This window comes from Micromonospora nigra, from assembly GCF_900091585.1.
GTDB lineage: Bacteria > Actinomycetota > Actinomycetes > Mycobacteriales > Micromonosporaceae > Micromonospora > Micromonospora nigra.
Map to the genome: position 1 here is coordinate 2,014,144 of NZ_FMHT01000003.1, position 21,923 is coordinate 2,036,066.

Annotated in this window: 19 protein-coding genes; 10 read left to right on the top strand and 9 right to left on the bottom strand. The window is 73.5% G+C overall.

All coding sequences use genetic code 11. The annotated features are described in order from the left end of the window. Positions 1-34 precede the first annotated feature (34 nt). The 3 genes from GA0070616_RS08435 (at position 35) to valS (ending at position 4,764) form a co-directional block, all read left to right on the top strand. The gene (locus tag GA0070616_RS08435) at positions 35-1,582 is read left to right on the top strand and encodes a DNA-3-methyladenine glycosylase 2 family protein (RefSeq protein ID WP_091078981.1); all 1,548 of its coding nucleotides are present in this window, start codon (positions 35-37) and stop codon (positions 1,580-1,582) included. After that, entirely contained in the window at positions 1,579-2,079 is a 501-nt protein-coding gene (locus GA0070616_RS08440) for a methylated-DNA--[protein]-cysteine S-methyltransferase (RefSeq protein ID WP_091078984.1), read from the top strand. The genes GA0070616_RS08435 and GA0070616_RS08440 overlap by 4 nt, the downstream gene beginning before the upstream one ends. A gap of 78 nt (positions 2,080-2,157) precedes the next feature. After that, the gene (gene valS, locus GA0070616_RS08445; RefSeq protein WP_091078986.1) at positions 2,158-4,764 is read left to right on the top strand and encodes a valine--tRNA ligase; all 2,607 of its coding nucleotides are present in this window, start codon (positions 2,158-2,160) and stop codon (positions 4,762-4,764) included. A gap of 50 nt (positions 4,765-4,814) precedes the next feature. Here the strand turns inward: valS and GA0070616_RS08450 are convergent, their stop codons facing one another. The 4 genes from GA0070616_RS08450 to GA0070616_RS08465 are packed head-to-tail and all read right to left on the bottom strand — an operon-like array spanning position 4,815 to position 8,263. Next, positions 4,815-5,525, bottom strand: a complete 711-nt coding sequence (locus GA0070616_RS08450; RefSeq protein ID WP_091078988.1) for an ABC transporter permease subunit — start codon at positions 5,523-5,525, stop codon at positions 4,815-4,817. Then, positions 5,525-6,475, bottom strand: a complete 951-nt coding sequence (locus GA0070616_RS08455) for an ABC transporter ATP-binding protein (RefSeq protein WP_091078989.1) — start codon at positions 6,473-6,475, stop codon at positions 5,525-5,527. Before GA0070616_RS08455 ends, GA0070616_RS08450 begins: the two co-directional genes overlap by 1 nt. Further along, positions 6,472-7,356, bottom strand: a complete 885-nt coding sequence (locus GA0070616_RS08460) for an ABC transporter permease (RefSeq protein WP_091078992.1) — start codon at positions 7,354-7,356, stop codon at positions 6,472-6,474. The genes GA0070616_RS08455 and GA0070616_RS08460 overlap by 4 nt, the downstream gene beginning before the upstream one ends. Then, on the bottom strand, positions 7,349-8,263 hold the full coding sequence (locus GA0070616_RS08465) for an ABC transporter ATP-binding protein (RefSeq protein ID WP_091078995.1): 915 nt from the start codon (positions 8,261-8,263) through the stop codon (positions 7,349-7,351). Before GA0070616_RS08465 ends, GA0070616_RS08460 begins: the two co-directional genes overlap by 8 nt. 180 nt (positions 8,264-8,443) lie before the next feature. On the opposite strand from GA0070616_RS08465, the gene GA0070616_RS08470 reads away from it, so the two are divergent. The 5 genes from GA0070616_RS08470 (at position 8,444) to galT (ending at position 14,324) form a co-directional block, all read left to right on the top strand. Then, a complete protein-coding gene (locus tag GA0070616_RS08470) occupies positions 8,444-9,988 on the top strand; it encodes a glycosyltransferase (protein WP_245712701.1) in 1,545 nt (514 codons plus the stop codon). Positions 9,989-10,045: 57 nt separating this feature from the next. Continuing rightward, positions 10,046-10,609, top strand: coding sequence for a DM13 domain-containing protein (locus GA0070616_RS08475; protein ID WP_091079001.1), 564 nt, complete (start codon positions 10,046-10,048; stop codon positions 10,607-10,609). A 183-nt stretch (positions 10,610-10,792) separates the two neighbouring features. Beyond that, positions 10,793-12,322 (top strand): adenylyl-sulfate kinase, encoded by a 1,530-nt coding sequence (gene cysC / locus GA0070616_RS08480; protein WP_091079005.1) that lies wholly within the window; start codon positions 10,793-10,795, stop codon positions 12,320-12,322. A 134-nt stretch (positions 12,323-12,456) separates the two neighbouring features. Then, positions 12,457-13,251, top strand: a complete 795-nt coding sequence (locus GA0070616_RS08485) for a DeoR/GlpR family DNA-binding transcription regulator (protein ID WP_091079009.1) — start codon at positions 12,457-12,459, stop codon at positions 13,249-13,251. Then, positions 13,248-14,324 (top strand): galactose-1-phosphate uridylyltransferase, encoded by a 1,077-nt coding sequence (gene galT, locus GA0070616_RS08490; RefSeq protein ID WP_091079012.1) that lies wholly within the window; start codon positions 13,248-13,250, stop codon positions 14,322-14,324. The genes GA0070616_RS08485 and galT overlap by 4 nt, the downstream gene beginning before the upstream one ends. 342 nt (positions 14,325-14,666) lie before the next feature. Here galT and GA0070616_RS08495 read toward each other — a convergent pair whose 3' ends face one another. The 5 genes from GA0070616_RS08495 to purN all read right to left on the bottom strand — a co-directional run bounded on the left by GA0070616_RS08495 (position 14,667) and on the right by purN (position 20,597). Continuing rightward, positions 14,667-15,884: an NADP-dependent isocitrate dehydrogenase gene (locus GA0070616_RS08495; RefSeq protein ID WP_091079016.1), complete on the bottom strand. Its 1,218-nt coding sequence runs from the start codon at positions 15,882-15,884 to the stop codon at positions 14,667-14,669. Between the two features lie 248 nt (positions 15,885-16,132). Beyond that, a complete protein-coding gene (gene mdh / locus GA0070616_RS08500; protein ID WP_091079019.1) occupies positions 16,133-17,083 on the bottom strand; it encodes a malate dehydrogenase in 951 nt (316 codons plus the stop codon). A gap of 332 nt (positions 17,084-17,415) precedes the next feature. Beyond that, positions 17,416-18,276, bottom strand: coding sequence for a bifunctional methylenetetrahydrofolate dehydrogenase/methenyltetrahydrofolate cyclohydrolase (locus GA0070616_RS08505; RefSeq protein ID WP_091079022.1), 861 nt, complete (start codon positions 18,274-18,276; stop codon positions 17,416-17,418). A gap of 135 nt (positions 18,277-18,411) precedes the next feature. Then, positions 18,412-19,980 (bottom strand): bifunctional phosphoribosylaminoimidazolecarboxamide formyltransferase/IMP cyclohydrolase, encoded by a 1,569-nt coding sequence (purH, locus tag GA0070616_RS08510; RefSeq protein WP_091079025.1) that lies wholly within the window; start codon positions 19,978-19,980, stop codon positions 18,412-18,414. After that, positions 19,977-20,597: a phosphoribosylglycinamide formyltransferase gene (purN, locus tag GA0070616_RS08515; RefSeq protein ID WP_091090261.1), complete on the bottom strand. Its 621-nt coding sequence runs from the start codon at positions 20,595-20,597 to the stop codon at positions 19,977-19,979. Before purN ends, purH begins: the two co-directional genes overlap by 4 nt. Before the next feature lie 299 nt (positions 20,598-20,896). On the opposite strand from purN, the gene GA0070616_RS08520 reads away from it, so the two are divergent. Both GA0070616_RS08520 and GA0070616_RS08525 read left to right on the top strand, forming a co-directional pair. Then, positions 20,897-21,202 (top strand): CD225/dispanin family protein, encoded by a 306-nt coding sequence (locus GA0070616_RS08520; RefSeq protein WP_091079028.1) that lies wholly within the window; start codon positions 20,897-20,899, stop codon positions 21,200-21,202. A 4-nt stretch (positions 21,203-21,206) separates the two neighbouring features. After that, complete coding sequence (locus GA0070616_RS08525) at positions 21,207-21,857, top strand: DUF4190 domain-containing protein (RefSeq protein ID WP_091079031.1); 651 nt, start codon at positions 21,207-21,209, stop codon at positions 21,855-21,857. Positions 21,858-21,923 lie beyond the last annotated feature (66 nt).

A 21,923-nucleotide genomic window follows, 5' to 3' on the forward strand; every position in this document is an offset into this window, starting at 1 on the left:
GCCACCCCGCGCGGGCAGGGGCATCATCGGTGACGTGGAGTTGGACTTCGAGCGGTGCTACCGGGCCGTGGACAGCCGCGACCAGCGCTTCGACGGCTGGTTCTACACGGGCGTGACGTCGACCGGGATCTACTGCCGGCCGTCCTGCCCGGCGATGACACCCAGGCGGCACAACGTCCGGTTCTTTCCCTCGGCGGCGGCGGCCCAGGGCGCGGGGCTGCGGGCCTGCCGGCGCTGCCGGCCCGACGCCGCCCCGGGCTCCCCCCAGTGGGACGTCCGGGCCGACGTCGTCGGTCGGGCGATGCGGCTGATCGCCGACGGGGTGGTGGACCGCGACGGTGTCCCGGGACTGGCCGCCAGGCTCGGCTACACCGTGCGGCACCTGCACCGGATGCTGTGCGCGGAGCTGGGCGCCGGGCCGCTGGCGCTGGCCCGCGCCCAACGCGCACAGACCGCCCGCACGCTGATCGAGACCACCGGACTCGGCATGGCCGAGGTGGCGTTCGCGGCGGGCTTCGGCAGCGTCCGGCAGTTCAACGAGACGGTACGCGAGGTGTACGCGACCGCCCCGTCGGAGCTGCGCCGAGGTCGGCCGCCCGTCGACGAGCGCGGGCGCGACCGGCGCGCGACGGCCGACGGGGCGGGCACGATCACCGTACGGCTGGCGTACCGGCCGCCGCTGCACGCCGACGCGCTGCTGGGCTTCCTCGCCGTCCGTGCGCTGCCCGGCGTGGAGGAGGTACGCGACGGGACGTACCGGCGTGGGCTGCGACTGCCGCGCGGCGCCGCCGAGGTCGCGCTGACCCCGGCCGACGGATACGTCTCGGCGACCCTGCGGCTGGCCGACATGCGCGACCTGGCCCCGGCGGTGGCCCGGTGCCGCCGGCTGTTCGACCTGGACGCCGACCCGGTCGCCGTCGACCAGACCCTGGCCGTGGATCCCGCGCTGGCGGCGGTGGTGGCCGCGGAGCCCGGCGTTCGGGTTCCCCGCGCGGTCGACGGGTTCGAGATCGCGCTCCGGGCGATCACCACCCAGCAGGTCTCGCTGACCTCCGCCCGGACGACCCTCACCCACCTCCTGGCCCACCTGCCCGACCCGGCCGACCACGAGGTGGACGGCCGGTGCGGTGGCCCGCACCCCCACGGGCCACCGGATCGACCGACCGGGCCACGGGAGGTTCCCCGGGCCGGGGAGGCGGCCGGGCTGCGGAGCTTCCCGGCGGCCGGAGCGGTGGCCGGGGCACCGGACTCGGCGTTCCGGATGCCGGCCGCGCGGCGGGAGGCGATCCGGGGGCTGGCGCGGGCCGTCGCCGCCGGAGAGGTCGACCTCGAACCGGGCGGCGACCGCGAGGAGATCCGGCGACGACTGTCGGCGCTGCCCGGGATCGGCCCGTGGACGGCGGGCTACGTCGCGCTGCGTGCCCTCGGCGACCCGGACGTGCCCCTGACCACCGATCTGGCCGTACGCCGGGGCGCAGCCGCCCTCGGCCTGCCCGACGACCCCGCCGGTCTCGACCGGCACGCGGACCGCTGGCGCCCCTGGCGGTCGTACGCGACGATCCGACTCTGGAGAGCAGCATGACCCTCTACGGCACCCGACTCGACACCCCCGTCGGGCCGCTGAGCATCCTCGCCGGCCCGGACGGCGCCGTCCGGGCGGCCGGCTTCACCGCCGACCCGCACACCCTGCCGCCGCTGGTGCATCCGGGGCTGCGCGGGCCGGTGCGCCACCTGGCCGACCTGGGGCCGGTCACCGCCGCCGTGACGGCCTACCTGGACGGCGACCTGACCGCCATCGACGACGTCGCGGTCGAGCAGCACAGCGACGGGGAGTTCCTGCCCCACGCCTGGAAGGTGCTGCGCGACGTGCAGCCGGGTGAGCCGGTCACGTACACCGCGTTCGCCGGCCTGGCCGGCCGCCCCGCCGCCGTACGCGCCGCCGCGGCGGCCTGCGCCCGCAACGCCGCCGCCCTCTTCGTGCCCTGCCACCGGGTGCTGCGCACCGACGGCACGCTCGGCGGGTACCGCTGGGGCCTGGACGTGAAGAGGTGGCTCCTCGATCACGAACGGCTGGCGTGACCACCGGCGCCGGGGGCGGATCGTCGTGCCGGCGCAAACCCGTGGCCGCCTTCGGGTGACGGTACCTACCATCGACGGATGACCGACACGGCGAGGCAGGCCCGCGCCGCCGTCCCCGAACGCCCGTCCCTCGACGGGCTGGAGGAGACCTGGGCGCGCCGCTGGCAGGACGAGGGCACGTACGCGTTCGACCGGGCCACGGCGGTTGCCTCCGTACGCGACGCGGCGCCGGGACGCGCCGGCCGCCCGTCGACCGTGTACGCCATCGACACCCCACCGCCGACCGTGTCGGGCGAACTGCACATGGGGCACGTGTTCTCGTACACGCACACCGACACCGTGGCGCGGTTCCAGCGGATGCGCGGCCGTACGGTGTTCTACCCGATGGGCTGGGACGACAACGGCCTGCCCACCGAACGCCGCGTGCAGAACGTCCACGGGGTGCGCTGCGACCCGTCGCTGCCGTACGACCCGGCCTGGCGTCCCCCGTCCGGTCCCGTCGACGACGCCGCCCGCCGGGACCCGACGCCCATCTCCCGGCGCAACTTCGTGGAGCTGTGCGAGAGGCTCACCGCCGCCGACGAGCAGGTGTTCGAGGTGCTGTGGCGGCGGCTCGGGCTGTCGGTGGACTGGTCACTGACGTACACGACGATCGGTCGGGTGGCCCGGGCCACGTCGCAGCGGGCGTTCCTGCGCAACCTGGCCCGGGGCGAGGCCTACCAGGCGGAGGCGCCGACCCTGTGGGACGTCGGCTTCGCCACCGCCGTGGCGCAGGCCGAACTGGAGGACCGGGAGCGGCCGGGGGCCTACCACCGGCTGCGGTTCCACGGGCCGGACGGCCGGGACGTGCTGATCGACACGACCCGCCCGGAGCTGCTGCCGGCCTGCGTGGCGCTGGTCTGCCACCCCGACGACGAGCGGTACGCGCGCCTGCACGGCACGGTGGTGCGCACCCCCGTGTTCGGGGTGGAGGTGCCGGTGCGCCCGCATCCGCTGGCGGACCCGGCCAAGGGCACGGGCGTCGCGATGGTGTGCACGTTCGGTGACCTGACCGACGTGACCTGGTGGCGGGAGCTCCACCTGGAAACCCGGGTGGTCATCGGCCGGGACGGTCGGCTGCTGCCCGAACCGCCGGCCGGCGTGCCGGCGCAGCCCTACGCGGCGCTGGCCGGGCAGACCGTCACCGGGGCCCGGCGCACGGTGGTCGGGTTGCTGGCCGAGTCGGGCGACCTGGTGGGCGAACCGCGCCCGGTCACCCATCCGGTGAAGTTCTACGAGAAGGGCGACCGCCCGCTGGAGATCGTCTCCACCCGGCAGTGGTACCTGCGCAACGGCGGCCGGGACGACGCGCTGCGCCAGGCGCTGCTGGCCCGGGGCCGCGAGCTGACCTGGGTGCCCGGGCACATGCACCACCGGTACGCGCACTGGGTGGGCGGCCTGACCGGCGACTGGCTGGTCAGCCGGCAGCGCTTCTTCGGCGTGCCGGTGCCGGTGTGGTACCGGCTCGACGACACTGGCGAGCCGGACCTCACCCACCCTCTCACGCCCGACGACTCCGCGTTGCCGATCGACCCGTCCGACGACGTCCCGCCCGGCTACGACGAGTCACAACGCGGCCGGCCCGGCGGGTTCGTGGGCGACCCGGACGTGCTGGACACCTGGGCCACCTCGTCGCTGACCCCGCAGATCGTGGGCGGCTGGGAGACCGATCCGGAGCTGTTCGCCGCGGTGTTCCCGATGGACCTGCGCCCGCAGGGGCACGACATCATCCGCACCTGGCTGTTCGCCACCGTGGTTCGTTCCCACCTCGAACACGGGGTGCTGCCGTGGCGGGACGTCGAGCTGTCCGGCTGGATCCTCGACCCCGACCGCAAGAAGATGTCCAAGTCGAAGGGGAACGTGGTCACCCCGATGGCGCTGCTGGAGCAGCACGGCTCCGACGCGGTGCGGTACTGGGCGGCCAACGGGCGGCCCGGCATGGACCTCGCCTTCGACCCGGCGCAGGTCAAGGTGGGCCGGCGGTTGGCCACGAAACTGCTCAACGCGTCGAAGTTCGCCCTGGGCCTGGGTGCCGCGGACGCTCTACGCGCCCCGGCCACCGAACCGCTGGACCGGGCCCTGCTCGCGGAACTGGTCACGGTGGTCGACGCGGCGACGCGCGCCTTCGAGGCGTACGACCACACGGCCGCCCTCCAGGTCACCGAGTCGTTCTTCTGGCGGTTCTGCGACGACTACATCGAACTGGTGAAGGAACGGGCCTACGGCACCGGGCCGGGTGCCGACTCGGCGCGGGCGGCACTGGCCACCGCCCTGTCGACGCAGTTGCGCCTGTTCGCGCCGGTGCTGCCGTACGTGACCGAGGAGGTGTGGTCGTGGTGGCGGTACGGTTCGGTGCACCGCGCCACCTGGCCCACCACGTACGAGGTGGGTCGGGCGATCCGGGGTGACGGGCAGCCGGAGCTGCTGCGCCTGGCGGGCGACGCCCTGGGGCAGGTGCGGCGGGCCAAGTCGGAGCGGAAGCTGTCGATGCGGGCGGAGGTGCCGCTCGCCGAGGCGCTCGGCCCGGCCGCAGTGCTCGACCAGCTCACCCTCGTCGCCGACGACGTGCGCGCCGCCGGCCGGATCGGCACCCTCGACCTGCTTCCCGACCGCACCCCGGAACTCGTCGTCGCCTGCGCCTTCTGACCCGCCGGCACGCCCCCGGCCCCCCGGCCCGGGGGCGTGCCGCGGGCGGGTCAGCTGGTTTCGCCGGTGACCGAGAAGGACCGGAGCCGGTCGACGGCGAGCACCGTGAAACCGACGCTGACCAGGGCGGTCAGCACGGCCGCCACCGGCGCGGAAACGGTGGTGCCGAGCAGGTCGGTGGGGGCGAGCCGGTCGGCCAGCGCGATCACGTACTGCTGAACGGACAACACCCTGGTGCCGCTGACCGCATTGCCGAGCAGCCCCTCCCAGATCAGCACGTAGACCAGACCGAGCAGCACCGGCCGACGGGTCAGCAGGCTGAGCGCCAGGAACAGCGCCGAGTACGCCAGCGCCCCGACCGCCGCAGCGGCGGCGAGCGCCAGGCCGAGGCGTGCCGAGTCGGCCAGCAGGCCCGCGGCGGCGAGCGGCACGGCGACGGTGACCGCGGTGACCACGGTCGCCACCGCCAGCTTGGGCAGCACGATCTGCCAGCGCGGCAGCGGCTTGGTCAGCACGTGCACCACCGTGCCGTCGTCGATCTCGGCGCCGAGCACGCCGGTGCCGACGACCAGCGCGACGACCGGCAGCACCACGGCCAGGCCCAGCCCGACGAGGATCGGGGGCCCCCAGTCGGCGGCGGCCACGCCCAGCGCCCGGGACAGCACCGCGAGCGCCACCAGCAGCACCGGCAGCGGGAGCAGCAGCAGGAACCGGCGGCGGCCGAACAGCCCGCGTACCGTGATCCACGAGACAGTCGACATCAGGCCTCCACCAGGTAGGAGAACACGCTCTCCAGGGACTCGTCCTCGGGCACCAGTTGGCGCACCCGCACGCCGTGGGCCATCGCCAGTTTCGGCAGCGCCCGGGTGAAGGCGCCGTAGTCGCCGGCCCGCACCGTCAACCCGTCGCGCCCCAGCTCCACCCCCGTCACCGAGGTTTCGGCCATCAGGGCGACCGCGAGCGCCCGGTCGTCGGTGGAGCGGACGGCGAACACGTGCGGTCGGTTGGTCATCAGCCGGCGGATCGTCCGGAAGTCGCCGGAGGCGGCGAGCCGGCCGGCCACCATCACCTGCACGGTGCCGGAGACCTGCTCGACCTCCTCCAGGATGTGCGAGCTGAACAGGATCGTGCGGCCCGTGTCGCCGAGGCGGTGCAGCAGCCCCATCATGTGCAGCCGCTGGCGCGGGTCCATGCCGTTGAACGGCTCGTCGAGCAGCAGAACCTGCGGGTCGTGCACCAGCGCCGCCGCGACCCGGGCCCGCTGCCGCATGCCCTTGGAGTACGTGCCGATCCGGCGCGACTGGGCATCCTCCAGCTCCACCATGGCGATCGCCCGGCGGGCCGCCCCGACGGGATCGGGCAGCCGGTGCAGCTTCGCGCTGGCCAGCACGAACTCGTACGCGGTCAGGAAGGTGTGCGCGGCCTCCCGTTCACTGACCAGGCCGAGCCGCCGGTAGGCGTCCGGGTTGCGCCAGGTGGGTTCGCCGTCGAGGGTCACCGTGCCGCGCGACGGGGCCAGGAAGCCGGCCATCATGTGCAGCAGGGTGGTCTTGCCGGCGCCGTTGGGGCCGAGCAGCCCGGTCACGCCCGGGCCGAGGCGCATGCTGACGTCGTTGACCGCGACCACGTTGCCGTACCAGCGGGACACGCCGGCGAGGTCGAGGGTGCTGGTGGCGGCGGCCGGCGGGGCGCCTGGGGCGAGTGTGGTCATCGGGCGGCCACCTTCCGGTAGCGGGCGAGCAGCAGGGTGACGCAGGTGGCGACCAGCAGCAGCGTGACGACGGCGTACACCGGGCCGTACGGGCCGATCTCGAATTCACCGGAGTTGGTGTCGTTGACCAGCAGGTCGCCCAGCGACCACATGCCGACGCCCTGGACCAGGGTGGACGGCGAGGCCAGGCCGGCCAGTTCGGTCACCGCCTGCGACGGCATGATGGCCAGGGTCGCCACGACCGGGGTGGTCATCAGGAAGACCGCGACGATCCCACCGGCGGCGAACGCGCGTCGCCCGGTGAGCGAGGCGACCAGCAGGCCGACGGAGGCGAAGACCACCGCCCACAGCCCGGCGTAGAGCAGGCCGGGCAGCAGGTCGAGCAGCTCGTTCCACACCCCGCGCAGCCCGCTGTCGGTGGTGAAGGCACCACCGAGGAACATCACCAGCTGCGGCGCGCCGAGCAGCAGCCACAGCGCCGTCGCCAGGGCGGCGAGCTTGGCCAGCGGATAGTCGGCTCGGGGCAGCGGGCGGGAGAAGTACAGCGGCAGCACCCCGCTGTGCAGGTCGCGGGAGACCAGCTCGGGGGCGGCGACCGCGACGAAGAAGATGACCAGCCAGCTCATCGAGTCGGCGAACTGGGCGTACGTCATGAGCACCTCCCCGATCTGGCTGCGGATCGCGGTCAGCGCGGCGGCCACCACGATCACGATGGCGACCACCAGCCAGGGGAAGATCTTGGCCTTGGCGCTGCGGCCCAGCCCGAAGGCCGCCCGCAGGCCGTGCAGGTAGAGCGCGCCGAAGACGGCCCGGCGCGCGAGGCGGGGGCCGGTGTAGCGCTGGTAGCCGATGTCGTGGATGACGCCCGTCGGCTCAGACATGGCCGGGCTCCCTCGTGGCGAAGAGTTCGGCGACGCGGTGCCGGCGCTGGTCGAGCCGGTGCAGCGGCAGGTCCAGCTCGGCGACCGCGCCGAGGATCAGGTCGTAGGTGGCGTCGTCGGCCAGCGGGACGAGCAGCAGCCGCCCCTCCCGGCTCACGGGCAGGCTCAGCGCGGTGAGGCGGCCGGCGAGGTCGTCGGTGCCCTCGCTGACCTCGACGGCGAGCACGTCGGTGGTCGAGGTCATCGCGTCGATCCGGGCGGCGCGCAGCAGCCGGCCGCCGTCGATCGCGACCAGGGTGTCGCAGATCCGCTCCACCTCGCCGAGCAGGTGCGAGCAGACCAGCACGGAGATGCCGAACTCGGTGCCGATGCGGTGCACCAGGGCCAGCATCGCGTCCCGGCCGGCCGGGTCGAGGCCGTTCGTCGGCTCGTCGAGCAGCAGCAGGTCCGGGTCGTGCACCAGCGCCTGGGCGAGTTTCACCCGCTGCTTCATGCCGGTGGAGTAGCCGCCGACCGGGCGGTACCGCTCCTCGTACAGCCCGACGTGGCGCAGGGCTTCGGAGGCCCGCTCCCGGGCGACCGTACGCGGCAGGCCGCTGATCCGGCCGAGGTGGGTGACCAGTTCGGCCGCGGACAGGTCTGGTGGGAGGCAGTCGTGTTCGGGCATGTAGCCGACCCGCCTGCGAACCTCGGCCGCGGCGGTACCCGGGTCGAGGCCGAGCACCCGGACCCGGCCGGAGGTGGGTTCGAGCAGCCCGAGGAGAATCTTTATGAGGGTGGACTTGCCGGCCCCGTTCGCGCCGACCAGGCCGATGATCCCCGGTTCGACCGCGACGGTCAGGTCTGCCAGTGCGGTGACTCCGCCCCCGTAGGTCTTCGTCAGCGACTCCGTTGCGATGAGCGTCACAGCGTCAGCCTAGACAGAAGGTGAGCTGGGGGAACTCCGGCGCGCTCCCCTACCTTCCCCCCAACTGGGCGGACGATCTCCCCTAGGGAGGCAACCCCGAGGGCCCGGTCGCGCGTCCATCTGGGACTGACCGTCCGGATGGGGGACGGCACGCAGCGTCCACGGGGGAAGGATACGAGGGTGAACGCACCGAAGGTGAGCGTGGTGGTTCCGGTGTTCAACGCCGAGACACACCTCGACAGGCTCGTGGAATCGTTGCTGCGCCAGTCGCTGCCGGCCGGCGACTTCGAGGCGGTGTTCGTCGACGACGGATCGACCGACGGCACGGCGGCCCGGCTGGACGCGCTGGCCGCGACCCACCCGCACCTGCACGTGCTGCACATCCCGAACTCCGGCTGGCCGTCGCGCCCCCGCAACCTGGGCATGGCGCAGGCCCGCGGGGAGTACGTGTTCTTCGCCGACGACGACGACTGGTTCGCCGACGAGGCCCTGGAGCGCCTGTACGGGTACGCGCGGGCCAACGACGCCGACATCGCGGTCGGGAAGATGGCCGGGCACGGCCGCAACGTGGCCCGGGAGCTGTTCCGCACCGACCAGCCCGACGCCACCCTGGAGAACACCCCGCTCATCGACAGCCTGACCTGCCACAAGCTGTTCCGTTCGGGGTTTCTCGCGGAGCACGACCTACGCTTCCCGGAGGGTGGCCGGAGACGGCTGGAGGACCACGCCTTCGTCACCCGGGCGTACCTGCTGTCGAAACGCACCAGCGTCCTGGCGCACTACACCTGCTATCACCACGTCCGACGCCGCGACGGCGGGGGCGTCACCGCCACCCGACTGGTGCCCGCCGACTACTTCGCGCGGCTGCGCGAGACCCTCGACATCGTCGACGCCCACGTCGGGCCGGGTCCGCTGCGCGACCGGCTGCACCGCCGGTGGCTACGCAACGAGATGGTCAACCGGCTGCGCGGCAAGCGGCTGCTCGACGCGCCGTCGGAGTGGCTGGACCAGGTCGCGGCGGAGGTACGCGCGATCATCCGGGACCGCTTCGCCCCCGGGGTGGCCGCCGGTCTGCCGCCGCTGCCGCGCATCGTCGCCGAACTGGCCGGACAGGGCCGGGTGGCGGACCTGCGCCGGCTCGCCGAGTGGGAGGTCGGCGTCCGTGCCCGAGCGCGCCTGCGGGGGTACGACCTGACCGGCAGCACCCTGACGGTGAGCGTCGCCGCGCACCTGCGCTCGGGCCGCGATCCGATCGTCGACGCCGGGCGGGACGGCCGGGACCGGCTGGTTCTTCCCGTCGACGGCCTCGACCCCGAGCTGCTGGACGTCACCGGTGCGCTGGCGCAGGCCCGGCTCGACCTCGTCGCCCGGCGGCAGGAGACGGGAGACGAGGTTGCCCTGCCGGTCGCGGTGGAAGCCCGGCGGGTCACCGACACCGCCGGCGCGACGCACGTCGTGCACCGCGGCAGCGTGGCGGTGGACTTCGCCGCCCTGAACTCCGGCCGGACGGAGGGCGCCTGGACGTTGCGGGCGCGGATCCAGCACTCGGGGTGGACGCAGGACGCGCGCCTGCCGTTGCGCGTCTTCTGCCCGGCCGACGGCGCCGCCCCTCAGGTGACCGACCAGCGCCCGGACGAGGAGCCGGGACGCTGGGTCCGGGTACGCGCTGCGGTGCGCCGGCTGCTGCGACCCGCGACGGGCCGCCCGGGGAGCACGGATCGGTAAGCGATCCGTAAGCGGCCGGAACCAACCGCCGGGGGCGGCAGCGGGAAGACTGTCCCCATGCTCATCCGTCTGTTCCGCAGTCCGCTCGCCTGGGTCGCGATCACCGTACTCACCGCCGGGGCCGCGCTCGGCCTCTACTGGTTCCAGCCGTGGAAGCTGGTCACCGACGCGGAGGTCGACGAGGAGTTGAGCGTGGTCGCCACGGCCGCGCCGCCGTCGGCCTCCGACACCGCGCCGGCCACGGCGTCCGCCCCGCCGGCCGGGCCGGTCGTGGTGAGCGCCGGCGGCTTCGTCACCCACGAACACGACACCTCGGGGGACGCGCGGATCGTGCGCACCCCCGAGGGGCGGCACCGGCTGGAACTGGTGGGGCTGGACACCTCCAACGGGCCCGACCTGCGGGTGTGGCTCACCGACCAGCCGGTACGCGAGGGCGAGGCCGGCTGGCACGTCTTCGACGACGGCCGCTGGGTCGAGCTGGGCCGGCTCAAGGGCAACCGCGGCAACCAGGCGTACGACATTCCCGCCGACGTCGACCTCGCCGGCCTGACCAGCGTCTCGATCTGGTGCAAGCGGTTCGCCGTCTCGTTCGGCGCGGCCCCGCTGGAACCGGCCGGCTGACCCCGTCGCCGGCGCGCGTCACCGTCGTCCGGGTGGCGGTCCTTCCCGTTGCCCTGCTGGGGGCCGTCGGCCCCCTCGGGCCCGCCACCACCTGCGGGCGGGGCGGGCCCGAGGAGTGGCGCTCTCGACCGATCGGCGGCCGGCTGCGAAACTGTGTGCCGGTCGGCGCGAGTTGGGGGTCTGATGAGCAACGGGTGGATGCTGCCCGACGAGGTGCTTCGGGACGCACCGGCGTACACGCCGCGTCCGGGGGAACTGGCCGACCTGGAGCTGCTGCTGACCGGCGGGTACGCGCCGTTGACCGGGTTCCTGACCCGTGCCGACCTGGTCTCGGTCAGCCGCCGTGGCCGGCTGATGGACGACAGCCCGTGGCCGGTGCCGGTGACCCTCCAGGTGCCGTCGGCGCTGGCCGAGAAGCTCGACCCGGGCGACCCGGCCCGCCGCACGGTGGTGCTGACCGACGGCGAGGGCGCCCCGATCGCCGCGCTGGACGTCGCCGACGCCTGGCCGGTCCGCGAGGGGGTGGCCGCCCTGGGCGGCCCGGTCCACCGGCTCGGCGACGGCGGTCACGGGCCGTTCCAGCGGCTGCGCCGCACCCCCGCCGAGATCCGCTCGCTGCTGCCCGCCGGCCGGGTGCTCGGCGTGGTGGCCGACCGGCCGCTGCACCGGCCACAACTGGCCCAGATCGCCCACGCCGCCCGCACCCTGGCCGCCCACCTGCTGGTGATGATCCCGGTCGGTGAGGAGGGCTCCGGCGGACTGCCGTCGGAGGCGCTGGTGCGCAGCATCTTCGCCGCGCGGGACCGGATGCCCCCGGCCACCCTGGTCGCCGTGCCGTTGGCCCGACGGCGGGACGAGATCAGCGACGCCCTGCTGCGGGCGCGGGTCTCCGCCGCGTACGGGGTGACCCACCTGCTCTCCACGGGCGAGATGCTCTCCGGTGCGGGCCTGCGGGTGCTGGTGCCACGGGAGTTGGCCTACGACAACCGGGACGGGCAGTGGCGCTGGCGGGAGGACATCCCGCCGCGCAACCGGCGGCTGGCGCTGACCCAGGCGGAGATCGACGATCTGCTGGACCGCGGTTTCCCGCTTCCCGAGTGGCACACCCCACCGGCGGTGGCCAAGGAACTGGTGCGGGCCCGGCCGCCGCGCCGCCACCGCGGCCTGGTGGTGTTCCTCACCGGGCTGTCCGGCTCCGGCAAGTCGACCATCGCCCGGGGGCTGGCCGACGCGCTGCGGGAACAGGGCGAGCGGACGGTCACCCTGCTCGACGGCGACGTGGTTCGGCGGGAGCTGTCGGCCGGGTTGGGCTTCAGCAAGGCCGACCGGGATCTCAACGTCCGCCGGATCGGCTGGGTGGCCGCGGAGATCGCGCGGCACCGGGGGGTGGGCATCTGCTGCCCCATCGCCCCGTACGCGCAGGCCCGGGCCACCGCTCGGGAGATGGCGGTGGCGGCCGGGGCCGGCTTCGTGCTGGTGCACGTGGCGACGCCGCTGGCCGTGTGCGAGCAGCGTGACCGCAAGGGCCTGTACGCGCGGGCCCGGGCGGGCCTGCTGACCGGGATGACCGGCATCGACGACCCGTACGAGGAGCCCACCGACGCGGACGTGGTGGTCGACACCGCACACCTCAGCGTGGACGACGCCGTGCAGGCGGTTCTGCACCACCTCACCGAGACGGGTTGGGTCGAGCCGCGCCTGCCGGGCGTCTGACCTCCGGGGTCGCCCTTCCCGGGTCGCCGGGCACCCGCTAGTGTTCGCTATTGTTCGAACACGTTTGACCGCGTGCTCGGCTTGGCCGCCACGTCGGCGACCTCGCCGCGCGGCGGCCACGGGAAGGGCGGCGGATGCTCGCGCAGCAACGGCAGGCGGCGATCCTGGACCGCGTCCGGGCGGCCGGCGGGGTACGCGTCACCGAGCTGGCCGCCGAGTTCGGCGTCTCCGACATGACCATCCGGCGCGACCTCGACCTGCTGCACGACCGGGGCCTGCTGGCCAAGGTGCACGGTGGGGCTACGCTCACCGGCCCGGGTTCCACCGACGAACCGGGCTTCCACGCCAAGTCGGTGCGACAGTCCGCCGAGAAGGCCGCCATCGCCGCCCGCGCCGCCACGCTGGTTCGCCCCGGCGCGGCCGTCGCGCTGTCCGCCGGCACCACCACGGCGGAACTGGCCCGCCACCTGGTGGACGTGCCGGGGCTCACCGTGGTCACGAACTCCCTGCCGGTCGCCGAGATCCTGCACGCCGGTGGCCGCGACGACCAGACCGTGGTGCTCACCGGCGGCGTGCGCACCCCCTCGGACGCCCTGGTCGGGCCACTGGCCGTCGGGGCCGTCCGCTCACTGCACCTGGACATGCTCTTCCTCGGCGTGCACGGGATCACCGAACGGGCGGGCTTCACCACCCCGAACCTGATGGAGGCCGACACCGACCGGGCTCTCGTCGCGGCGGCCGACCGGCTGGTGGTGCTCGCCGACCACACCAAGTGGGGCACCGTGGGCATCTCGTCGATCGTGCCGCTGGGCGCCGCGCACCTGCTAATCACCGACGACCGGTTGCCGACCGAAGCCCGTCGGACACTCGCCGAGCAGGTGGGCGAACTGGTGGTCGTGCCCGGGGCGGAACGAGGGGTGGCGCAGTGAAGCGTACGGCGATCGACCTGGCCGACGGCCGCGAACTGATCTACTTCGACGAGCGCGACGACGCGGTGCGCTCCGAGCCGGACCGACGGGACCTGCCCCCACCCCCGCCCGCCTCGCAGCTACGCCTCGACCCCCTCACCGACGAGTGGGTGGCCGTGGCGGCACACCGGCAGACCCGCACCTTCCTCCCCCCGGCCGACCAGTGCCCCCTGTGCCCCTCCAGCGGCGGGCGGCGCAGCGAGATCCCCGCGCCGGACTACGACGTCGCCGTCTTCGAGAACCGGTTCCCCTCCCTCAGCGGGCGGGTCGCCGAGGAGCCCGCGGAGATCACCCCGTTCACTCCGGCACGGCCGGGGCGTGGACGCTGCGAGGTGGTCTGCTTCACCGACGACCACAACGCCTCGTTCGCCAGCCTGCCGCCCCGCCGGGTGCGCACCGTGCTCGACGCGCTGGCCGACCGGACGGCGGTGCTCGGCGAACTGCCCGGGGTGGAGCAGGTGTTCTGCTTCGAGAACCGGGGCGTCGAGATCGGTGTGACCCTGCACCACCCGCACGGCCAGATCTACGCGTACCCCTTCGTCACCCCGCGGACCCGCGCCCTGCTGGCCGCCGCCCGTCGGCACGCCGACCGCACCGGCGGACGCAACCTGTACGCCGACGTGCTGGCCGCCGAGCGCACCACCGGCCACCGGGTGGTCGCGGCGAACGCGCACTGGACGGCGTACGTCCCGGCGGCGGCCCGCTGGCCCTTCGAGGTGCACGTCGCCCCGCACCGGCCGGTGCCCGACATCCCCGCACTCGACGACGACGAACGGGACGCGTTCGGCCCGCTGTACCTCGACCTGCTGCGCCGCTTCGACGGGCTGTTCGACCTGCCGATGCCCTACATCGCCGCGTGGCACCAGGCACCGGTGCGGGTAGACCGGGAACTGGGGCACCTGCACCTTCAACTGTTCAGCACCCGGCGGGCCCGGGACAAGCTGAAGTACCTGGCCGGCTCGGAGTCGGGCATGGGCGTGTTCATCAACGACATCGCCCCGGAGCGGGCCGCCGAACTCCTGCGCGCCGCCTGAGCCGCGCGGGCGAGGCCGGGCGCGGGCACGAGGCCGGGCGCGGGGGCCCGGGACAGGGCGCGGGGGGCCCGGGACAGGGCCCCCCGCAGGGAAGGGACGGCTGGCAGTGCACGACAGCCGGGAAGGCTGGCTGATCGGCACTCGTGCCGCGAGGCGACCGCGGTCAGCCTCCTGGACGCGACTGGCATCTCGTCCACCCAGGTCAACGAGGCGCGCCGAACGAAGTGACGCGTACTGCGTGTCACTGCCCCGACACGCCGACCGGCCGGGCCGGGCACTCCCCCGGTCGAACACGACGGAGCCCGCCGGGGGTGCCGGCGGGCTCCGGGTGCGGTGCGGCGCTCAGGCGGAGAGCCGGCGCGCCAGGTTCTCGTCGAGTGCGTTCATGAACTCGTCGGTGGTCAGCCACGGGGCGTCGCGCGAGATGAGCAGCGCGAGGTCCTTCGTCATCTGGCCACCCTCGACCGTGTCCACGATGACCTGCTCCAACGTGTTGGCGAACTCGGTCACCGCCGGGGTCTCGTCCAGCTTGCCCCGGTGGGCCAGGCCCCGGGTCCAGGCGTAGATCGAGGCGATCGGGTTGGTCGAGGTCTTCTCGCCCTTCTGCCACTGCCGGTAGTGCCGGGTGACGGTGCCGTGCGCGGCCTCCGCCTCGACGGTACGGCCGTCGGGGGACAGCAGCACCGAGGTCATCAGGCCGAGCGAGCCGAAGCCCTGCGCGACGGTGTCCGACTGCACGTCACCGTCGTAGTTCTTGCAGGCCCAGACGTAGCCGCCCTCCCACTTCAGGGCGGCGGCCACCATGTCGTCGATCAGCCGGTGCTCGTAGGTGATGCCGGCGGCGTCGAACTCCGACTTGAACTCGTTCTCGAACACCTCGGCGAAGATGTCCTTGAACCGGCCGTCGTACGCCTTCAGGATGGTGTTCTTGGTCGACAGGTAGACCGGGTAGCCCCGGTCCAGGCCGTACCGGAACGACGCCCGGGCGAAGTCGCGGATCGACTCGTCGAAGTTGTACATGCCCATGGCGATGCCGCCGCCGGGGAAGTTGGCGACCTCCATCTCGACGGGCGCGGAGCCGTCGGCCGGGGTGTAGGTGATGGTCACCGTGCCCGGGCCGGGAACGACGAAGTCGCTGGCCTTGTACTGGTCGCCGTGGGCGTGCCGGCCGATGATGATCGGCTTGGTCCAGCCGGGTACGAGCCGCGGCACGTTGGACATGATGATCGGCTCGCGGAAGACCACACCGCCGAGGATGTTGCGGATGGTGCCGTTCGGCGACCGCCACATCTTCTTGAGGCCGAACTCCTCCACCCGGGCCTCGTCCGGGGTGATGGTCGCGCACTTGACGCCCACGCCGTGCTGCTTGATGGCGTTGGCGGCGTCGATCGTGACCTGGTCGTCGGTGGCGTCACGGTGCTGGATCGACAGGTCGTAGTAGTGCAGGTCGACGTCGAGGTAGGGCAGGATCAGCTGCTCCCGGATCTGCTTCCAGATGATCCGGGTCATCTCGTCGCCGTCGAGCTCTACGACCGGGTTGTTTACCTTGATCTTCGCCATCGGCCGGCGCTCCTCTCAGGGGACACGTGCTCAAGCAGTACGAGCGTACTGGAAACAGCCCTCCGCCCCCCACCCGACCTCCCCCTTCCACCCCGCGCCCCACCGCGGCGATCATGAAGCCGTTGCCATTCCACCGGCACGTCGCAGGCGATGACTACACGATCACCGCGCGGTGGGGTGATCACCCGGCGGAGGGAGCGAGGGACAGGGAGTGGAGAGGGTGGTGGGGTAGGTCGGCGCGCGTGGGGCTACATGCTGGCGACGTCGGCCTGCTTGGCGCGGACGGCTTCGGCGGCCTCCTTGAGGCTGGCCAGCTCGTCCGCGTCCAGGTCGGTCTCGACGACCTTCTTGACGCCCTCGGCCCCGATCTGGGCCTCGACGCCCAGGTAGACGCCGGAGATGCCGTACTCGCCGTCCACCCAGGCGCACACCGGCATGACCGCACCGGAGTCCTCCGCGACGGCCTTGGCCATCCGAGCGGCGGCGGCCGACGGGGCGTAGTACGCGGAGCCGGTCTTCAGCAGCGCGACGACCTCGGCACCGCCGTTGCGGGTCTTGACGACCAGCTCCTCGATCTGCTCGGCCGGCATGGCCTCGCGCAGCGGCTTGCCGTTGACGGTGCTCTGCGAGGGCACCGGGACCATCGTGTCGCCGTGCGAACCCAGCGTCAGGGTCTTGACGGACTTCACCGGTACGTCCAGCGCCTCGGCGACGAAGTTGGTGAACCGGGCGGTGTCGAGCATGCCGGCCTGGCCGAGCACGCGGTTCTTCGGGAACTGCGTGGCGAGCTGGGCGAGCGCGGTCATCTCGTCCAGCGGGTTGGAGACGACGATGACGACGGCGTTCGGGGCGTACTTGGCGACGTTCTCCGAGACCTGGCGGACGATCTTGGCGTTGGTCTCCAGCAGGTCCATCCGGCTCATGCCCGGCTTGCGGGGCAGCCCGGCGGTGATGACGACGACGTCCGAGCCCTCGATGGCCTCGTACCCCTCGCCGTTGGGGCCGGTGGTCACGCCGACGAGCTTGGTCTCGAAGCCCTCGATGGCCCGCGACTGGTTGAGGTCCAGGGCGAGGCCGGCGGGCTTGCCCTCCACGATGTCGGTGATCACGACGGTGTCGAAGACGTCGTACTCGGCGAGGCGCTGCGCGGTGGTGGAGCCGTAGAAACCGGCGCCGACGACAGTGACCTTCTTACCCATGGTCGTCCCACTCCCTGATACCAGTCGGTTTTCCGGACCGTATCAGTCATCCTGGCACCGAACGGGCCAGGGGCGGCGGCCGTCGCCGGGATGGGGTGAACGTCACCGTCGTCCGTCGGGATGGGGCGAACGTCCCCGTCGTCCGTCGGGCCCGGCTGTCGGCGGGCGGCCACCGCACGTCACGACCGGGCCGGCAGCCCTCCGCCCCCGACCGGGCCACGCGCCGCGACCGGCCGCGAGCCCCGCCCGCCCCTGCCACGCGCCGCGAACCGACCGTCAGCCCGGCCGGGGCCACGCGCCGCGAACCGGCCGTCAGCCCCGCCAGCCGGCCGTCAGCCCCGCTCGGCGCGCTCCACCACGTTGGTCAGCAGCATGGCCCTGGTCATCGGCCCGACGCCACCCGGCATCGGCACCAGCGCGCCGGCGACCTCGGCGACCTCGGGGTCGACGTCGCCGGTGTAGCGGCCCTTGCCGTCCTGGCCGACCACCCGGGTGATGCCGACGTCGACCACGACGGCACCGGGGTTGACCATGTCGCCGGTGAGCAGGCCGGGAACCCCGGCTGCCACGATGACGATGTCGGCGGCCCGGGTGTGCGAGGCGAGGTCGAGGGTGCCGGTGTGGCAGAGGGTGACAGTGGCGTTCTCGCTGCGCCGGGTCAGCAGCAGCCCGAGCGGGCGACCGACCGTGTTGCCACGCCCCACGACGGCGACCCTGGCACCGCGCAGCGCCACGTCGTGGCGGCGCAGCAGTTCGACGATGCCGCGCGGGGTGCAGGGCAGCGGCCCGTCGTAGCCGAGGACGAGACGGCCCAGGTTCACCGGGTGCAGACCGTCGGCGTCCTTGTCCGGGTCGATCAGCTCCAGGACCCGCTGGGTGTCCAGGTGGGCCGGCAGGGGCAGCTGGACGATGTAACCGTGGCAGGCCGGGTCGGCGTTCAGCTCGGCGAGGACGGCGTCGACCTGATCCTGGGTGGCGTCGGCGGGCAACTCCCGCCGGATCGAGGCGATACCCACCTCGGCGCAGTCGCGGTGCTTACCGTTCACGTACGCCTGGGAGCCGGGGTCAGCACCCACCAGCACCGTACCCAGGCCGGGGGTGATCCCGCGTTCCGCCAGTGCCTTGACCCGCGTCCGCAGCTCGTCCTTGATCTCCGCCGCAGTGGCCTTACCGTCCAGAACCGTCGCCGTCACGCCCTGATCGTCTCACGCCCCTCGGCGACGTTCCGCAGGACCTCTCCGACCGGCCGGGCGGCCCGCCGGGTGTCGGCCCGCCGGAAGCCAGGAAGCGGGCCCGCCGGGTGGCGGACCCGCTTTCCGGGCGGCTCGTCAGTGGAAGAAGTGCCGGGTACCGGTGAGGTACATGGTGACACCGGCCTGCTTGCAGGCGGCGATGGTCTCCTCGTCCCGCACGGAGCCGCCGGGCTGGACGATCGCCGTCACACCCGCGTCGATGAGGATCTGCGGGCCGTCGGGGAACGGGAAGAACGCGTCGGAGGCCGCCACGGAGCCCCGGGCCCGCTCCGCGCCGGCCCGGTCCACCGCCAGCCGCGCCGAGTCGACCCGGTTGACCTGGCCCATGCCCACGCCCACGGTCGCGCCCTCGCGGGCCAGCAGGATCGCGTTGCTCTTCACGGCCCGCACGGCCCGCCAGGCGAAGGCCAGGTCGGCGAGGGTGGCCTCGTCGGCCGCCTCGCCGGTGGCCAATCGCCAGTTGGCCGGGTCGTCCCCGTCGGCGTCGACCGCGTCGCGCAGCTGCACCAGCACGCCCCCGGTGACGTGCCGCCACTCGGCCGGCTGCGGGCGGAACGCGGGCGCACGCAGCAGCCGGATGTTCTTCTTGGCCGCCAGGACGTCCACCGCCCCCGCCTCGTAGTCGGGGGCCACGACCACCTCGGTGAAGATCTCGGCGACCTGCCGGGCCAGTTCCACCGAGACGGGCCGGTTCACCGCGATCACGCCGCCGAAGGCCGACACGGGGTCGCAGGCGTGCGCCTTGCGGTGCGCCTCGGCCACGTCCGCGCCCACGGCGATGCCGCAGGGGTTGGCGTGCTTGATGACCGCCACAGCCGGCTGGTCGGGGAAGTCGTTCGCGGCCCGCCACGCGGCGTCCGCGTCGACGTAGTTGTTGTAGGACATCTCCTTGCCGTGCAGCTGCTCGGCCTGGGCCAGCCCGGCCGGGCCGGCCGGGTCGGCGTAGAGGGCCGCGGCCTGGTGCGGGTTCTCGCCGTAGCGCAGCACCGCCTGCCGGCGCAGCGACAGCCCGGCGTACTGCGGCCAGTCGGCCTCCGCGACCAGCTCGCGGGCGCACCACTGCGCGACCGCCACGTCGTAGTCGGCGATCGCGGCGAAGGCCTCCGCCGCCAGCGCGCGACGCTGCGTCAGGGTGAAGCCGCCCGCGTCGAGGGCGGCCAGCAGCATCGGGTACGCGGCCGGATCGGTCACCACCGCGACGGAGGCGTGGTTCTTCGCGGCGGCCCGCACCATCGCCGGCCCACCGATGTCGATCTGCTCGACACACTCGTCCTGGCTCGCGCCGGAGGCGACGGTGGCCTGGAACGGGTAGAGGTTGGACACCAGCAGGTCGATCCCCACGATGCCGTGCTCGTCGAGCTGGGCGGCGTGCGCGTCCTTGCGCAGGTCGGCGAGCAGCCCTCCGTGGATCTTCGGGTGCAGGGTCTTGACCCGCCCGTCGAGGATCTCCGGGAAGCCCGTCACCTGCTCGACGGCGGTCACCGGGACGCCGGCGGCGGCGATGGTGGACGCGGTGCTACCGGTCGAGACGAGCTCCACCCCGGCCGCGTGCAGCGCCCGGGCCAGCTCGACCAGACCGGTCTTGTCGTAGACGCTGACCAGCGCCCGCCTGATCGGGCGGCGGGAGTCCTGAGTGGAACTCACGGAACCGTGACCTTCCTTCCGGTGATCGTCCAACCTTCGCGGACCAGGCGGCCCACCTGCTCGACGAGCTGGCGCCGCTCGGCTTCCTTGATGCGCTCGGTGAGCGTGTCGACGTCGTCGTCGTCGCGCACGGGCACGGCGACCTGCGCGACGATCGGGCCGGTGTCCATGCCGGCGTCGACGAAGAAGAGGGTGGCCCCGGTGACCTTCACCCCGTAGGCGAGGGCGTCGCGCGGGCCGTGGATGCCGGGGAACGCCGGCAGCAGCGTGTTGTGCGTGTTCAGGTAGCGGTCACCGAACGCCGTCAGGAAGTGCGGACCGACGAGTTTCAGGAAGCCGGCCGAGATCACGAGATCGGGCTGGTAGGCGGCGACCTGCGCACACAGGGCCGAGTCCCAGTCCTCGCGGGTCGGGTGGTCGGCGACCCGCTCGACAAAGGTCGGCACCCCGGCGGCGACCGCCCGGTCGAGCCCGCCGATGCCGTCCCGGTCCGCGCCGACGGCGACCACCCTGGCCCCGTACGCCGGGTCGGCGCAGGCGTCCAGCAGCGCCTGGAGGTTGCTCCCGGAGCCGGAGACGAGGACGACGATGCGGGCGGCGGACGCGGGGTCGGTCACGCGCACACCCTATCGGCAGGCCGGTCCGGGCCCGGCGTGGGCGTCCCGGCCCGCCGCCCACCACCTGGCCTGGGCGGTCGGCTGCCCGCCCCACCTCACGTCGGCGGTCGGCACCCGCCCCGCACGCACCCGGCGGGTGGGGTCGGGCGTCCAGCCGCTGGGCCCCGCCGCGCACGAGGTCAGCCGGCCTGGCCCGGACCGGGTACGCTGCCGGTCGCCCGGGACCGGCGCCGTCCGTCCCGCACCCGTCAGTGAGACAAGGCACGCGTACGTGTCGCCGATTCGAGGAGTCACCGAGGATGCAGCCCGGATACCCGTCCCAGCAGCCCCAGCACGTCGACAACAACATGACGATGTCCATCGTCTCCATCTTCCTGTTCTGGCCGCTGGCCATCCCGGCGATCATCAACGCCTCGAAGGTGAACCCGCTGCTCCAGCAGGGTGACTACGCGGGTGCCCAGGCCGCCGCGGCCGAGTCGAAGAAGTGGTCGAAGTGGGCGATCATCGTCGGCGTCGCCTGGCTCGCGATCGTGCTGGTGTGCTGCCTGGGTGGCGGACTGCTCGGTGCCCTCTCCGGCAGCAGCGCCAGCACCAGCGGATACTGAGCCGATGCAGCCTGGTAACCCCGGTCAGGACCCGTACGGCCAGCAGCCGTACGGGAGCCCGGCCACACCGCCCCCGCACGACCCGTACGCCCCGCCGCCGGCCGCGCCCTACGGGCAGCCGCCCACCTCCGGCCAGCCGTACGATCCGTACGCCCCGCCGTCCCATGGCCAGCCCCCGACGTCCGGCCAGCCCTACGGCCCCACGTCCGGCCAGCCCTACGGCCAACCCCCCACCTCCGGCCAGCCCTACGGCCAGCCGGACCCGTACGCCGCGCCGCCGCCACCGGCACCCGGGCAGCCGTACGGTCAGCCCTACCAGGACCCGTACGGCCAGCAGCAGCCGTACGGCCAGCCGCAGATGTACCCGAACGCGGGCTTCGCGGCCCAGGGCCAGCAGAACACCCTCGGCCTGGTGTCGATGATCCTCGGCATCGCGTCGATCCCGCTGGGCTGCTGCCTCTACCTCGGCCTCCCGCTGGGCATCGCCGCCGTGGTGACGGGCTGGCTGGGCAAGCAGAAGGCCGACCAGGGTCTGGCCAGCAACGCCGGCCAGGCGAAGGCCGGTCTGATCTGCGGTGCCGTCGGTGCCGGGCTCACCGTGCTGCTGCTCGTCCTCGCTGTCGTGGCCAACGTCACCCTGCCCGCGCAACCCTGAGCACCGTTCGTCGAGGGGCGTTGCGGCCTTGGCCGGGACGCCCCTCGCGCGCGCCCGGCACCCCCG